The organism is Paenibacillus jamilae (assembly GCF_050482105.1).
GTDB lineage: Bacteria > Bacillota > Bacilli > Paenibacillales > Paenibacillaceae > Paenibacillus > Paenibacillus jamilae_B.
The window spans coordinates 90,793-107,206 of record NZ_JBCNHI010000013.1 but is presented as its reverse complement, the minus strand read 5'-3'; the positions used below and the strand labels follow the sequence as shown (position 1 = coordinate 107,206).

At 44.4% G+C, this 16,414-nt stretch carries 12 protein-coding genes; 1 reads left to right on the top strand and 11 read right to left on the bottom strand.

Translation table 11 applies throughout. The features are described 5' to 3' along the window. Nucleotides 1-157: 157 nt before the first annotated feature. Nucleotides 158-1,681 carry a response regulator gene (locus ABEW32_RS10720; protein WP_430187455.1) on the bottom strand — a complete coding sequence of 508 codons (1,524 nt, stop codon included), beginning with the start codon at nt 1,679-1,681 and terminating at the stop codon, nt 158-160. Further along, nucleotides 1,674-3,518, bottom strand: coding sequence for a sensor histidine kinase (locus tag ABEW32_RS10715; protein ID WP_430187452.1), 1,845 nt, complete (start codon nt 3,516-3,518; stop codon nt 1,674-1,676). Before ABEW32_RS10715 ends, ABEW32_RS10720 begins: the two co-directional genes overlap by 8 nt. A gap of 189 nt (nt 3,519-3,707) precedes the next feature. Between ABEW32_RS10715 and ABEW32_RS10710 the strand changes: the two genes are divergently transcribed. Then, nucleotides 3,708-6,455 (top strand): endo-beta-N-acetylglucosaminidase, encoded by a 2,748-nt coding sequence (locus ABEW32_RS10710; protein ID WP_430187449.1) that lies wholly within the window; start codon nt 3,708-3,710, stop codon nt 6,453-6,455. 153 nt (nt 6,456-6,608) lie between these two features. On the opposite strand, the gene ABEW32_RS10705 is transcribed toward ABEW32_RS10710, so the two are convergent. From ABEW32_RS10705 to ABEW32_RS10665, 9 genes are all read right to left on the bottom strand, one after another. Beyond that, entirely contained in the window at nt 6,609-7,145 is a 537-nt protein-coding gene (locus ABEW32_RS10705) for an SMI1/KNR4 family protein (RefSeq protein ID WP_430187446.1), read from the bottom strand. Nucleotides 7,146-7,198: 53 nt separating this feature from the next. Then, the gene (locus ABEW32_RS10700; RefSeq protein ID WP_430187444.1) at nt 7,199-7,633 is read right to left on the bottom strand and encodes a hypothetical protein; all 435 of its coding nucleotides are present in this window, start codon (nt 7,631-7,633) and stop codon (nt 7,199-7,201) included. A 28-nt stretch (nt 7,634-7,661) separates the two neighbouring features. Continuing rightward, nucleotides 7,662-8,321 carry a DUF2625 domain-containing protein gene (locus tag ABEW32_RS10695; RefSeq protein WP_430187441.1) on the bottom strand — a complete coding sequence of 220 codons (660 nt, stop codon included), beginning with the start codon at nt 8,319-8,321 and terminating at the stop codon, nt 7,662-7,664. A gap of 35 nt (nt 8,322-8,356) precedes the next feature. Then, entirely contained in the window at nt 8,357-8,875 is a 519-nt protein-coding gene (locus ABEW32_RS10690) for a hypothetical protein (protein WP_430187438.1), read from the bottom strand. 30 nt (nt 8,876-8,905) lie between these two features. Then, on the bottom strand, nt 8,906-10,066 hold the full coding sequence (locus ABEW32_RS10685) for an immunity 26/phosphotriesterase HocA family protein (protein ID WP_430187435.1): 1,161 nt from the start codon (nt 10,064-10,066) through the stop codon (nt 8,906-8,908). Between the two features lie 84 nt (nt 10,067-10,150). Continuing rightward, complete coding sequence (locus tag ABEW32_RS10680) at nt 10,151-11,158, bottom strand: phosphotransferase (RefSeq protein ID WP_430187432.1); 1,008 nt, start codon at nt 11,156-11,158, stop codon at nt 10,151-10,153. Nucleotides 11,159-11,249: 91 nt separating this feature from the next. Further along, on the bottom strand, nt 11,250-12,248 hold the full coding sequence (locus ABEW32_RS10675) for an AraC family transcriptional regulator (RefSeq protein ID WP_430187429.1): 999 nt from the start codon (nt 12,246-12,248) through the stop codon (nt 11,250-11,252). 27 nt (nt 12,249-12,275) lie between these two features. Further along, the gene (locus tag ABEW32_RS10670) at nt 12,276-13,469 is read right to left on the bottom strand and encodes an MFS transporter (RefSeq protein WP_430187426.1); all 1,194 of its coding nucleotides are present in this window, start codon (nt 13,467-13,469) and stop codon (nt 12,276-12,278) included. Between the two features lie 14 nt (nt 13,470-13,483). Further along, nucleotides 13,484-16,246 carry a family 78 glycoside hydrolase catalytic domain gene (locus ABEW32_RS10665; protein WP_430187423.1) on the bottom strand — a complete coding sequence of 921 codons (2,763 nt, stop codon included), beginning with the start codon at nt 16,244-16,246 and terminating at the stop codon, nt 13,484-13,486. Nucleotides 16,247-16,414: the final 168 nt, after the last annotated feature.

Sequence of the window (16,414 nt, the reverse complement as noted above, 5' to 3'; positions counted from 1 at the left end):
CTGACCCTGTCGTTTCATTCATTTCTGTTTCAGGATTTTGTGAAATCCTCATTGATGAAGCAACTACGTTAACCTTAACTAATGTAAGCACTTTCATAAAGAAGATAAACTTAATAAACCAAGGTACAAATTAAAGAAATCCATGCACACCTGGTATTTATCCCAATCCTTTATAATCTGTCGGGGAAATGCCCACATATTTTCTGAACTGCTTATAAAAATATCCCGTCTCCCAATATCCCACGTTCCGCGCAATTTCGTTAACCTTGAGATTGGTGTTTTTAAGCTGTTCCTTGGCTTTTTTGATTCGATATTGATTGATATATTCAGCAAAGGTTTCGCCCGTTTCCTTATGAAACAACTGACCGAGATAAACGGGATGAAGGTTGTACTGGTATCCTAATATTTTTAATGATAGCTCCTTGGCATAATGAACATGGATATAGGACAGCACCTGGCTCACAATAGGATTTTTCATATCTTGCAGTAGTGAATTCACCGTCTCTGTCGCCACATCCTGAAGCGCGCTCACCAGCTCTGCCCATGTTGTACAGTATTTTATCTGGTGCAACCCCTGCTGAAACCGCTCCGACTCATTGGAATGCTTGATGCTCTCCAGTTCCATCTTAAACCGGATCACCAGTTCCAGTGCCATATTCCGCAATTCATTCGGGGTAACCCTTTCAAGATGCTGAAACTGCTCAAAATCACTCTGAATCCGTGCGGTCAGCACATCGAGGTCTCTTGCTATAATCAGCTTCGCATAATCCTTCCAGTCGATGGAACAAGTCTGGCCAGCGTTGTCCTTGTCCTCCTCCAGCATCGTATAGTCAATGATTCGGCGGTCATCATATATCATAAAATATTCCAAAGATTTTTTAGCTTCGTTATAGCTGCGTGGAGCTGCAGCAAGCGAACCGACACTACCTATCCCGATATAAACCGTTTCATCCCCTTCTGTTGACCACTGAACAGAAAAATCCTCCAGCAGCGTTATCAAGTCCTGTCTGCTCTCATCATAATTTGGTAGTGCGGCAATGATTACACTGACCTCATCAACATCGCGAAACAATGTTAGATCGGGCTGGTGTTGAATGTACTGCCTTAACTGTTGATGCATTCCCGCCAGATTCCCTTCTGTCCGCAACACGGCTACCCCCATAAAGGGGATATTTAACGAAAAACCTATCAATTCAGCGCGTTCCTGAAATTCTGTAGGTGCAATCTGTCCTGTCAGCCAACGGTACAACATATTTTCCTTAAGAACCTGCACCCCGAGCGTCTCATATTGTTGATCCAACCGCGACCTGTCCAGCTTCTCCGTTGTATTGCACAAAGTGGATTCCAGTTCCTCCACATTAATCGGCTTCAAAAGGTAATTTTCAATGCCCAGCTTCATGCCTTCCTTCAAGTAATCAAATTCATTAAATCCGCTCAAAATAATCGTCTTCAAGTCAGCATGCAGCTTTCTCGCCTCATCAATCAGCCTAAGACCATCCATCGTTGGCATAGAAATGTCCGTAATAAGTACGTCCACGGGCCTGGACGCCAGCGCTTCCAGCGCCAAAGAGCCATTTTCCGCATGTCCGACAATTTCTAGCCCAAAAGAGGTCCAATCCACAATATCGTATAATCCTTCAATGATAAAAGGCTCATCGTCTACAATAAATACTTTATACATATATGGCATCCATCCCTTCTCTGTTGGGGCATCGTACCCGAATCGTCGTTCCCTCTCCACTGCGGCTCTCTAGCTCAAGCCCGTATTCGGCTCCGTGTAAAAAACGAAGTCGGGTGTGCACACTGCGTAGTCCAAACATTTGTCCGTTTTCCTCCTGGCGTTCCAGTTCCTCCAGAATCTTTTTCAAACGCTCCCCTTCAATGCCCTTCCCATTGTCACGGATCTCAACTAGCAGGTCCTCCCCCGTTTCCCGTACATCAATGGTCAGCACATTATCATTCCGTTCGCTTTGGATACCATGAACAATATAATTTTCAATGATGGGTTGAAGCATCAGCTTCATGACAGAGCGAGGATACAACTCGGGGTCGACCGTAATCGTGTAATTGAACCTTTCCTTGTAGCGTATTCTGAACAGCTCAAGATATAATCTGCAAGCCTCCAATTCATCTTTAAGCGTGTATATTTTTTTTTGCTGAACCAGGCTTTTGAACAACACGGATAAACTGTAGATCATTTCTCCTACATCCTTGGCCCCCTGAGAAATCGCCCTCATACGTATCACTTCAAGCGTGTTATACAAAAAATGTGGGTGAATACGTGCCTGTAAGGCCACAAGCTCTGTTTGTTTTTGCTTGATCTCTGCCTTATATACCCGTTCAATATATAGATTAAGTTCGTTTAGCATATCGTTGAAGCTTCGAGAGATTTGTCCCAGCTCATCCTCTTGGGGATCATGGATGCGGGCCGTGAGATCACCATTTTTCACCTGACGGGTGAATTTAATAATCCGATTCGTTCGTTTGGCAAAGTTAATGACGAAAAAGGCAGGGAACAGCACAGCAAATAGAATACAAACCACACTGATTGTCAAAATCGTATTACGGATACCCCGGTATGCTTCTGCCATTTCCTCATTAGGGACAGCGCCAATCACGACATAACCTTCATCCGGAGAAATCAGCTTATTAATATACATATTTTGCTTCGTCTGAATGATCCCGGCATCGGAGTCCACATCATCATATAATGATCGGGTCACTTCGACATAAGGGTACGTTTTCCCATAATAGTTATTTCTTGAATCGAACAGAACCGTTCCCTGGGTGGACAGAACGATAATTTCGCCCTTCAGGTTGTTCCCGTAGCTGGCAAGTGCATTGGAGATGCTTTTGGAATTTAGAAACACCAGTAGCTGACCGGTATTTTTAAGTGTTTGCTTATTGTTAATGGGGACTTGTAATGAATATAACGAGGGGCTCCACTGATCGACCGCCTTCCGAATCCAGTAATTCGGAGCAGAGACGCTTTTATTTTCGGCAGCCATCACATCCGGTATAAAGGAACGCGCCGCATGTACCGGGAATTGCTTGAATTGCTTGCTCTCATTGAAGGTAGAAAGATATTGCTGGTCGGCACTGTACAATATCAAATTGCTGATATCGCTATTTTCATCCAGCCAATTTTTAAAATAGGTGAGTACATCTGTTGAGTAATCATGACTCTCCATGTACATTTCGTCCATGCGGTGCTGTACATAATCGGAATACGCGTGGTCCATAAAAAAGGAAACATTCATTGAGAGAACCTCATTCCGGTACATATCTCGCACCATGTTCTGGACGGATTCATGCCGGAGATGGATATAGCGGTCAACACTTTCCATAGCTGCTTTCTGGGTGTCCAGTTCCCGCCGAACAATGGATTGCGAAATGGATACATACGTGACATATGCAATTGTAATGATGGACAAAATCGCAATACAGGAGAACAACACTAGTAACCTCAGGAACATGTTGTTTTTAAAATAAGCAGTGTATCTAGTACCCCTTTTCATGGTATAAGCCCTCCAGAATCGTGATGCGTAAATAAAGTATACCATGTCCTTCGCAGGAGATAAGTAAGCGCATTCATGAAAAACGCGATTTTCTTTAATTTAAACGCTATATCTTTAATTTATCCTCTATGTAAAAACCGTTTTATTGATTATCTTTAGGGGGATAAATACTCGTTAGGAGGATGAGCTATGAAACGTAATAAGGTTCACCCGTTTGCTTTAAAATGGACTGCTCTGGTTTTGACTTCTGTCCTGTTAAGCCAAATCCTTTCACCATCCGTTTATGCAGGCGATACCCTCCCCTATAAAGGAGAAAGCGCAAAAGGGCCGAATCAGCCTTATCAGCACGGATACGCCAGCTCTCATATTTTGGACTGGACTCCTACCCAGGATGTCTATGGAGATATGCTTCGCGCCCGTGTCCCACTACAACAACGAAATAGGCCCTTTGCAGCTACACAGGCTCAGCCTGCTTTAAGCCCTGACACGCAAATGTTTACACTCAGCGGCGATTATGGTAACGCTTTCTTTGATAGTTATCCCTATACCAATAAATTCAGTCAATACTTGTTTAACTATTGGCAGTATACCGACTATTACGGCTACTGGCATGGCATGCCTACCGCCCATGTCCCCGAAGAGCTATACGATCCCCAAAAGGATTGGACGGAAAAGTGGTTTGAGTTTGGCATTCTGAACATCCCAAATCCGGGTTATACGAATGCTGCACACAAAAACGGCGTTCTCTCCATCGCCTGTATTTTCTTCTCGGATAATGACCGTGGACCGCAAACGTATAAGCAAATGCTTGTACAGGATGCTCAGGGAGAATTTCCGGTAGCCAAAAAATTGATCGAAATGGCGAAATATTATGGCTATGACGGCTACTTCATCAACCAGGAGGAAGCTTCAAAAGGGGTAGCTACAGAGGATATCCCCCGGTACAAGCAGTTCATGAAATACTTGCGAGATCAAAGCATGTATGTGCAATGGTACGACTCCACCGTAAATGAAACCGGTAAAATTGCTTATCAAAATGAGTTTAATGCCGTGAACAGCCCGTTTGTCAAAGACAAGCAATACGGACAGGTGTCCGATTCTATTTTTCTGAATTATTGGTGGGACAAAGCGAAGCTGAAAAGCTCCCGTGACCATGCGAAGCAATTGGGTCTGGACCCTCTTAAAACCGTTTTTGCCGGGATTGAGGGCGGGAACGGTGACTTCGGCAGATGGAAGCAAAAATACGACCTTCGTCTGAACATTGGTGATAACGGGCAGCCGATGAACAGTATCGCAACGTTGGGAGCCGATTTCACACATAATGCGCTGGATGAAGAGCTTGGCGGGCAGGACACCAATCGCAGAGCTGACAATGCCTATCAATGGATGACCTTTATCCGCGACCGTGTCTGGTGGTCCGGTCCGAATCAGAATCCCGTCCGTGCACAAAGAAACTCAAGTGTAGATTTGTCTGATGTAAAAGCTTCAGGCGCAAACTGGGACGGTATCGCAGCATATATCGCTGAACGTTCTGTCATCCGTGGCCCCCATTTCAATACCAGCTTCAATACCGGACATGGCTTGCAGTATGTTGCGAATGGAACCATCTCCAATCCGAAGGAATGGTCCAACATTAATATTCAGGATATTCCAGTGACCTGGCAATGGTGGATCGATACCAAAGGTAAACCGCTCTCGGTTGACTATGACTATGGTCCGAATTATACCAAAGGCACTCGGTTTACCTATCAGCCTATCGGTGCTTATCAGGGCGGCAGTTCCCTCGTCGTGAACGGAGAGCTGAATTCAGATAACTTTTTACGACTGTATAAAACGGATCTGTCGATTAATCAAAATTCAAACTTATCCATCACATACAATAAGCCGTCCTCTGATGACAGCTCAGTACTGAGCATCGGACTTATGTTCAAGGATAACCCCGGCCAAGTCGTAAAAGTCAGTATCCCTAACTCTGGTAAACAAACCACGGGCTGGGTTAGCCGCAATTTGGACTTGAGCCCCTATCAAGGAAAAACGATTGCAGCTTTCGGTTTATCTTTTGATAATGCGAATAAAACAATCAAAAACTATCAGATAAATATCGGCCAAATCAAGATAACAGACGGTTCTGCCCGGAAACCAGCCGCGCCGACAGGATTTAAAATCACCAAGGCAGTGACCGATACGAACGAAATGCTCGTAGCCTGGGACCTTGAGGATTATTCCAAAGTTAAACAATACAATCTGTATGAGAACGGCTCCTATATCGGCGGAATTTATGACTCAACCTACTATATCAAATCCCTGAACCATAAAACTGGTGAGTTAATGCTTACCGCAGTTGGGGCTGATGGAACGGAAAGCGAACCGGCTCGATTAAGCTACGATCTGAATGCTGCCGTCAGTCACATTAAGGTGGAGACGAAAGAAAACGGGGATGCCACAGTAACGTGGAAAAATCCCTCTAAAGCGGACGGAACAGTTAAATTGACCTTAATCACCGACTATACGGACACCGTATTCCAGAAAACCATTACGGCGGACAATGGCGCTGAAACAGCTACGTTTACCGATCTGCCCACAAACGGTGATCGCTACACCCTACGTATCGCCATTGGCAATCATGAACCTGTAGCCTATACCGGGAAGCTCGCAGACACGATGATAGAGCCTTATGCAAAAGGAAATGTGACGGTCACCGGATCAACCTATACGCTTGCTCTCCCCACCTTGAAGGACTGGCATTATTTATATGTATACGAAAACGATGTGCCCAAACTATTTGGTGTAACTTATGTATCAAAAAAGTTTCCTTACATTGTCCGGGGAAGAACAAAATTAAGTGAACTCACTTTTACCCCTACGTCTCGTACCAGCTCGCTAAAGATTGTGCTTGAAGATTACGCTGGCAATCAGGCCACCACATATATAAGATAGCTTGGTGCAAGAATTCCGAGGCCGTCGATTCGTTGCTTGAACAACTAGCTCAAATTCAGCTATAAGGACGTGAGCATACGACATAATAGCGAGAAGTCTCAAATTCAATAGACTTCTCGCTATTGCTATATATTGGGCAGAATCATGCACCTATCAATATAAAGCCCATTTTTCCGTACACAGCTCTATAAATGAATGGGCAACCTGTTCACATTCGTCATATCCCAAGCTACCAGAATGAGCAAAAAGAATGGGATATTCGTTGTTTCTTTTTTCCTCTCTCATATCAAACATATAGTGATTTCCACTACCATCCATCGCAAACGACACGGCACCCGGCATATACTCTGGCATCTCGTAGGCGAGGTTCATTTCTCTCAAATCCTCGGTATTGAAAAATTGAAAATAACGTTCTCCATTTTGAAATTCCCCGCCATTAGAGTATTTCAGTAATTCTATGTAACTATCAGGAAATTGTTCTTGGGGCAGATGCCAGCCCACAGGATCTAGCGGTTTATATTGATCATAAAATGGAGACGATTTCGGGAAAGGGTTCACTTGTCTTTGTTGGATTTCGTGAATCTCCTGCTCCGATAGCTTGATGTTCCATGTGCTCAAAAAATCCCCGATTTGTTCACCAGTTGCTTCCGGGCATTTTACAAACTGTTGCTCAAAATGAATACTCCACATAATAACCAACCTCCCTGCCTTGACGTCTCTAAAAGTTGTTGTTGCTACCTTTTTCAACCTTCTCCATCTTTTTCAACCCATTCAGCCACACTTTCATGAGGTTGAAGGTTCTCACGTTTATAGTAAAAAACGGTCTTGAGCTCGTAATCCAAGCTTTCAGCAGCAATAAAAAATCGAGTGCCGAACGTTTTATCCTCCATACAAATCACAGGCCCCTCATGAAATCCGTAAGAGACGGTTTTTAACATTTCCAATTCCTTGTCATTAGCCAGTCTAAAGCATTCAATTGGAAATACACCGCCCGGACAGGAAAGAAATGAGACCTCGTAAAAAGTGATCTCTATGTTGTGATAATAGCTAAAGTCAAAGCTCCCTGCTAGTACCAGCTTGGGGCGACTTGTATAATCATAAATGTAGTAATGGTCAATGTTATTTTGAGAAAGTATTTCATTCAGCTGCATCAGTTTGGATTGAATGGAATGATTCATGATCTTATGTCCCCCTCCCCACTCGCGGCTATTCCCGATCCGTCACCGCCTGCCACGCTTCTGTTATGGCTATAGGTGATTTGTCGCTGGTCTCTCCGCCACCTTCCTGAGTCCATAGCGGCGGATAATAAGCAAATACCTCTCCTGGCTGAAGTTGCTCCATATCCGACTGCCAACCATTCCAACGGAATGTCTGGTAGAACAAGCCCAAATCTCCCTCAGCCAACCAGCTCAAGAAACCGGAATAGGCCAGCTCAGTGGATTCCCACTCCAATGCATCCGGTGCAAAATAGTAGATATGACCGCTACGTCCAAACTTCCCTGTATCCAATCCAAAGAAGCCACCTGCTGCATCATAGGCCACAATCAGCATTCCCCCAAGTGCAGGAACGCTCGCTGGCTCTTGCAGCCCGTTCCACGAAGCCAAACTACCGTAAATTTCAGGCCCACCTGCACCCAGTAAGGTGATCCATCCGTGGTCAAATATGATCCCTCCTGTTTCATAGGCAACCGTTCCCAAGTACGATTTTGTACTCACTTGCAAACGGTAGAGCGAATCTCCCCTAGCAGATTCCGATTCTGCCGGTACAATGCGATATGGATTATTCCCTTCTTGCAGAATGTTTCTGACCTCTTCCCATGCATGGTTGTCCTGATCCACCAGCTCATCAACCGTTAACGTATGCATATCCATTCTCCCCCTTGTATTCCGATATCTATCTTTCAACCTGTGAACTGATTTTCGAAAACCTGCATTTGCTCTAAAATCACCCACTGATTCAGCTCGTCGTAGCTTTGGACAATCGCCGTGATCTCATGCCTCGGATACATCCACTCAGCTGGGGTCTTTTCCGCATATGAATGGGTGTCTGCCAATCCGACTGCATTGTGCTGGAAAATATGAATAAGTGTTCCGTGTGGAAAAAAGGCTTCAATATATCCAGTTACCTTAGTCCCAACCGGCAGTGCGGTTTTGACTTGATGCCATTCCTTGTTGGAGGTGTGAAGATTGCTGGACCAGATTCCTTCAAACTCTTTTTTTGTAATTTTCGTATAATAGGGCTCTGTATCATCAATCGCTTTCTCTGCTAACAAGAAATGATATTGCTCGTGCTTACGATTAGAAGCAATAAAAGTACCGTCATCTTGGATCACAATTTGCCGATAGGCTACGCCGTCTGAGTCTACTTCAAAATACCAGGTTCCCATGCCTGGTTCCGGACAATCTTTAAGATATTTCATTGGCCCCTCCTAAAAGGATGTATAACCTTATCATTTCATCTTTCTTTTTCCGCTATAGATTCTTGTCAAATATGCGAGATATTCCGAACGCGTCAGGCCTCCCGTTTGGCGGTTGAACTCATCGTACGAAATGTCTTCCGGGAATCCGAATTCGGCCAGTACTTTTCGATGCTCCTCCCGATAGAACGGATTATCCAGCGTTTGGTGCCACTCGCGCTCTTCCCAAGGACCAAAACAGTCCGGAATGATACCTGAATACACACCGTTATTTAAAAATTTCCGCGAAGACTTGAACACTGTCTCCCCTTCCGGCTTGGAAATCGTGCCCGTTCCCCAGGACAGCCTATATATTCTTTCTTTACTGCTATCCGTGCTAATGCCGTAACCCATCGGAAACACAATATCCTCTTCTACCAATGCTTTATGCCCTATCCACTCGTAGGATCCTCGCATAAAGGAATCATCCATGACAATCCAGGTTGTATCCGATAACGGGGCGGCTGTGATGGATTCCAAAGTTATTGAACGGTCACGACTTGTGCACAAATACGGACGTACGAATAAAGGCATCGTCATGACACTGTTCCATATGCTCTCTTTTGCAAACAACTGATCCTTTTGCATTTGACGCAAATCACCGACGACCAGTACATACCCATCTGTAAAAAGGTCTATTTCCACACGAAAGATGTCTCCCGGGATGGTTTTATAGCGCTGGTTTTTCATATGCTTTAATCGATCCAGCTTACGATCATAGTCGTTAGGCACAAGTGATGGGTAACGTTGAAGCCAATCGATGATTTCTTCTTTACTATGTAAATGCTCACATCCAGTGATGGGCAATCTCACGCCAGTTTTGCTATTCACAGCAGTAACATAACTAATAGGACGATCTCTTCGAATGCCTGTTGAAAAGGACACACCTTCTGCTGAGATGCTCGAAACACTTGTATAATTCAGTTTTTTCTCTTTGCCACGAGCCGTTTTAGGCAGAACAACTGCCCGATCACGAGTAAAAATCTCTACATCAGTTTCTCCATAAGCATCCTCTTTGGAAGAAATTCGCTTGCGAATAACATCTCCATCCATACAAATAAAATATCCTTCTTTAATTTCTACTACGTCCCAATGTTCTTCTAGCGTCTCCAGCCCAAAGTACGGTCGTAACGCGTTCGTTAACCAACTATTCATCTGCTCCTCCTGCTCCGAGTTTAATTCAATAGACTTCATTTCTGTTATTCCAGAAATTATAACATAACACGGCATGTAGCTCGTTTATTCATACATTGTTCCAGCTTGGGCCAACTCCTCCTGAATCCAGCTACTACTGGTAGACAGTTGGAGCAAGTCAGCCGCAATCTGTTGGATCTGTTCTTGCAGCACGTGTGACTGATCTGTTCCTACCAGAAAGCGACTCACAAAATGAAGAAATACGTCTACCTTTCTAAGCAGCATTAACACAGGCAAAGCATCAATCTCGGGGCGGCTCAAACGAACCTGGCGGCTGAAGCCTCGGCAAAAATCACGAACAGCTGTTGTCTCTTCCGGTTGCCCCAAAAATCCTGACAAGATGACCGCCGGTTCCATCACCCGAACGTCTAGCGTGCAAAATTCAAAATCAAGTAGTGCAGCGACCTGACTAGGATTAGAGCTTTTTACCAATAAATTAGAAGCGTTCAAATCTCCATGTACAAGCTGATGCGGCAACTCTTCCAATGCTTGAAGTGAATCTGTAATCTCTTCATTTACTTTTCCTATCAGGCGTAACTCTTCATGCAAATCCTTTAGAGGCTCCGGTGGGTTGAAACAGAAACCCTGCACCGTTTCCCAGTTACATAATGGATAAGATTGCTGCAAAGCATAATATGGACGATAGACTGGGGTCATATCAAGTTTAAGTGTTGCAAGCACAGCAGATAATTCACCAGCAGCCTCGCCAAAAGAATAGGCATAGCCTGCATCCTGCTCCAAGGGTGATATACCTTCTATGTATTCGAATAGACACACATATTTGCCACTATCCTTCTCAACCTGTGCAAGTGTCTCTCCTGTAATCGTTCGAATTGGCATTGGAACCCTGAAGGATAGAGAATGCTCGCTCAGCGCCTGCAAAACCGCATGCTCAAATTCAATTTTGTCCCGATCCCTGTGTGTATCGTAGACACGCAGCACCCCGCTTCGCCCACCACTCTTAACAAAATACGTCGTATTGTTCCAGCCCCCGGTTCGTCTCTGCAATGTTCCGTTCCACTCCGGCCAGTTCCGTCTTAGTATCGTTTCCAAGGATATCCCCCCTTTACATTACTAGCTTATGAATTTGCCGTTATTATAACATATAGACGCCCAATTCAAATTGGACGTCCTTGTGTATTCTTTAGTTCCTCATTTGTTTGTTTCGGATATTCTGCGGGGTGGCACCATACGCGGTTTTAAATTTTTTATAGAAAAAACTCATGCTGTTATATCCGACCTGCTTAAAGATCATTTCGAACGGCAGGTTGGTATTCACAACCAAAGAATAGGCGGCATTAAGCTTAATGTTAGCAATCAGCTCAGTGTAAGTAAGACCCGTTACTTTTTTTAACTTGTTACTTAAATACGTGCTATTGTAATTAAAATGGTTAGATAATTGCTGTAGGCTTAAATGCTGATAATGCTCTTCCATGTAATTCAGAATAGAGGTAATATGATTTTCCTGCTGGTTTACATGAATATTATGCTCGCTCTCCAATACACGGACCAATTCTCCAAATACAATTGGCAAATAAGCCTTGACCAACTCCATAGAGTCCTCTTGCCTGGAAAAATATTCGATTAAGATTCTACGCAATATATACTGAAGGTTCTCATTATGCTGTGACTCAAAAATAATAAAGTGATTATGGTGCTGATGCTGAAGGACTGAATTGGCGAGAAATTCGCCGATCAAACTTTTTTTCTTGGATAGCCGCTGTAGAAAGAGGGACGAGATCGTTTCTCTTTGCAGCAGGATATTAATCAGTATATCGTTTTCTCCCAAAGGAGAGATGCTGTGCGGCACATCCTTATCCAAAACACACACTTGACCTTCACAAAGCTGAATCTCTTTGCCTGCTATAATTTGGTTGCATTTACCTGAATAAACATAGTTTAATTCAATAAATTCATGCATGTGCTCTAGCATCGGAGCAAACCTGTTATGCTTGCTAATATAAATATCATGTTCTCCGAAAAAGAATAAAGCGGGCATTCGATACATATTCAGATTCATATCAAAAAATCGCTCATTCTCCGATTCTTTGGAGAGATCATTAATCACCTGATTGCTTTGTTGTTGCAGAAGCTCAATTTCAGTTTTACTTCTCAGCAACTGATCCAACTCATGCAGGTTCATAAACACAGACTCCTCCTTCAGACTCCATTAACTGTGAATTGCCGTCTGTGTTTTGCTTTCCTTTCCTCTAATAGCGATTCCCAGACAGAGGAGCGCAGCAATCATAAATACAATCGCTGAAACGAGAAAGGAAAATGAGGCAGTTTCATTCCCAGACAACACCCCAACTAACTTGATGACATAAGGCGAAGCAAACGCTCCCAAATTGGAGCCTACCATTGCAAAAGAAATAGATATCGTCTCACTGCCCTTAGGTACAATTTTAGTTAGTATGGTAAAAATATAGGGAATAAACAGCGCAAAGCTAAAGCCAATAATCAGCATGGCAACCGTAACCATCGTCACATTCTGAGCAAACCAGAGCAGGACAAAACCTGTTGCTGTTAATAGACTGGAGATAACAGGAGCGTAATTTCTGAACCATTTATATATTCTACCAAACAAGAAGCCTGCAATCATAGTTGACAAGGAGAACAGCGTTAAAGCGGTCCCTAAAAATCCTGCATTAGGCATACTCTTCTCAGCAATCATAATGCCTGTTTTGGTATACACAATCATAATAAAAGTCATAAACAGGAAAAGTGCAGCTCCTAATCCAAGTACAGGTAGAGATATTCCCCCACCTCTGTGACCCGTTCCTGTCGAGCTCACTGCAGGCTCCTCGCGCTCTGGTTCAGGAATGATAAAAAAGAATAACAGTGCAATCGGAATCGTGATCGCATAGCATAAAAAGGCAAATGGCCAGTCGATTAGGGCAAGCTGTCCTGCCACAAAGGTAGCCAGGCTGCTTCCGAGCCCTTGTACAGCGCTTTGAAAGCCTACCAATTGAGCCCGTTCGTCCCCTTCAAAAAAATCGCTAATTAAACTGACAGCCAGCGAATTGAACATCCCCAGGCCTGCACCTAACACCAAACGCAACGCGAGAATCCATGTAATGTTCGTAGTGAGCATAGGAAGTATTCCTCCTATGACCACGAGCAAAAGTCCTAGCAGGACTGTATTTTTTTTACCCAAGCGGGAAGAGATCGGACCACTGAGCAGCACAAACAGCATCATTGAGAAGGACGGGATCGTAACTACACTTTCAATCAGCGAACTGGAGACTCCCGGTAATTGGTTCAGCATCATCGGGATGACCGCTGAGATGGCACTCGCTGATGTCAGGACTAAGGAAATAGACAGCAACGCCGTTTTAAACCATATTTTGTTTTTAACATTCATCAAGCTTCTCACCTCTAGTCTATGTTATTTAGTCTCTGGTTGTATTTGTATTGGAACGTGTACTGTCCAGACCCGGCGGTAAACGTCAATCCATGCTCTCCACTCTTTTGAAAAATCTCCTGTTCTCCGGTAGAACCTAATTTTCCGGCCAGCTCTTGTGGCACATTACCAGGCGGATACTGAATGGACGGGTATTGTGTGGTAATGGTCTGTTGTAGTGTATCCGGCTCCATAACGCCTGGAAGCGTAATCTCAGCCGTCGTATTATGCGGTACGTGAACCGTCATCTGCATTTCTTCATTCACGATTTTCCAATGGACAGCAAGCGCACCATATGGTGTCTCCAGCTTGCCATGGGCCAAAGTAAGATTAACAGGCGGTTTGGGTGCTAAACGAGATTTTTTATAGCCCGCTTCAAGCACGTCGATTCCGGCAATATTTTGGTACATAAAGTCTCCAACTGAACCGTACGAATAGTGATTGAACGAGTTCATATCAGTGCTCCAGAAAGAGCCGTCCACTTTGATGCTGTCCCAATGCTCCCACATGGTCGTGGCCCCACGTTCAACTTGATAGAGCCAAGAAGGATAATCTTTCTGGAATAAAATTTTATAAGCTACATCTGTATAGCCATTGTCGGATAAAACCAGGCATAGATAGGGTGTGCCTACAAAGCCGGTATCCAGATGCATATCATTTTTTTCTATCAGCCGTACGAGCTCCTGAATCACTTGCTTTTTATACCTTTCTGGTACCAATCCGAAGTGCAAAGCCACAACCTGTGCAGTTTGGGTATTCGAAGTCAGTTTGTCAGCGTCATCAAAATAACGGTTCGCAAAAGCGGCTTTAATCCCTTCATGCAGTCTTTGATAGGTGTTGTAATCCGTATAGCGATTCAGCAGTTTAGCCGTTTGCGCCAAAATATGAGTCGAATACGCAAAGTATGCAGTCGCTACCAGCGTTCCATCGGTCGCCCCAAAATAGCTTCCTTCCTCGCTATCCAGCGCCAACCAGTCTCCCAGCTGCAAACCACTGTCCCACAGATGCTCCTCAGTCCCCTGGGCACGGATATAATCGACCCATGCTTTCATACTGTCATACTGCTGAGCCAATATCTGCTTATCCCCATAACATTGATAAATCGTCCACGGACATATAACCGCCGCGTCCCCCCATGCTGCCGTCGTTTTGTCCATATTATCTGCAAAGGTTCCTTTGAGGACGTCCGGCACGACAAAAGGCACAGCCCCATTCTCCAACTGGTTGTAAGCCAAATCTTTCAGCCACTTTCGGAAGAAGGAAGCACTATTCATATTGAAGCTGGCCGTTCTGGCAAAAATCTGTGCATCGCCGGTCCAGCCTAATCGCTCATCACGCTGCGGGCAATCGGTTGGCACATCCAGGAAGTTCCCCTTTTGCCCCCACACAATATTGTGCTGGAGTTGGTTCAGCTTTGGGTCGGATGTCTCAAATAAGCCAATTGTCTCCATATCTGAATGCAAAACAACGCCTGTAAAATCATCAATCGCTACGCCAGCCGGAAAGCCCTCAAGCTTCACATATTGGAAGCCTTGAAAAGTGAAATGCGGCCTAAATGTCTCTGTTCCCTTGCCGCTGCAAATGTACGTAATCTGCTGCGCTGCATCCCGAATGTTATCTCGGTAAAAGTTCCCTTGCTGATCCAGCACTTCGCCATGAACCAGATTTAGAACCGTACCTTCAGGAGCTTGAACCTTAAATTCCAGCCAGCCTACCATATTTTGGCCCAAGTTAAGGACCAGCTCGCCTTTAGGCGTTTGAATCAGTTCAACAGGCTTTAATCGGTTCATTACACGGACAGGCTCGTTCTCCTGAGCAACCAGATGACTTAACGGAAACGGGACGACCTGCATCTTTTTCCGTTCATTCAAGGAGCGATGCTCGCCTGCCTGCTGCTCCAGTCGGGCATCATAGATTTCGCCGTTATAAATGTCCGACATCAAAATGGCACAGCTCGTTTCCTCCCAGGAAGAATCTGAGCAAATGAGTTCTGAACGGCCATCTTCATAGCTAATCTTCATTTGAAATAGCAAAGCATTCGTGTTCCCATAGGTATCCTTGCGCTTTTGCCAGCCTAGATAGCCGCTGTACCAGCCTTCTCCTACCGTGGCTGTGATGCGATTATGTTGTTCTCGAATGGTAGAAGTCACATCATAGGCTTGCACCTGGACACGATCGTTATAATCTGTCCATCCCGGGGTAAAGTAGGCATCGCCTACTCTTTGTCCATTTAGCTCCAGCTCATATAGACCAAGGCTTGTGGCATAAATGACTGCTTTTTTCACTTTTCCCTCAACTGAAAAACACTTGGAAGCAGCAAAAGGGGCTCTCGTCTGAAACTTTTCATGGAGGCTTCGCTCCTGCACTGTAATCCATTGTGCCTTCCAGTCCTGCTCAGAAAGCAGCCCCATTTCCCAAAAGCCAAACTCACTCCAGTCCGATTCCTCCGGTTCGGTGTCATCCGCTCCCTGAGCCCATACTTTTACCCGGTAATAATATCGTTGTCCGGATTGCAGTGGAAGACCTTCATAGGGAAACAAAATGGATTGCTCCGAATAGGAAAAATGATTCCAGATCAGCGGTTCAAAAGTAGGGTTTATGGATACTTGCAATTGGAAGCGTTTTTGGAAAACGTATATGTTGTCAGATTCAATTTGCCAGCTTAGTCGCGGCTTTAGGCAACCCAGTCCAAGCGGATTGTTTAAATGTTCACATCTAAGCGCCTTTACTTTTAGCATTGGTATGTCCTCCCTTAGACCTCTTGTGTGCTTTTATACTCAAATTAAAACGCTTTCATTGATTGAGCGCAATGTTGTATCCCTGCATATTGTATGCTTGATTTACAGGTGTTGAATATCCATCCCTTATACTTCATCTTAAAATGGGTCTCTTAGAAAAATATGTAC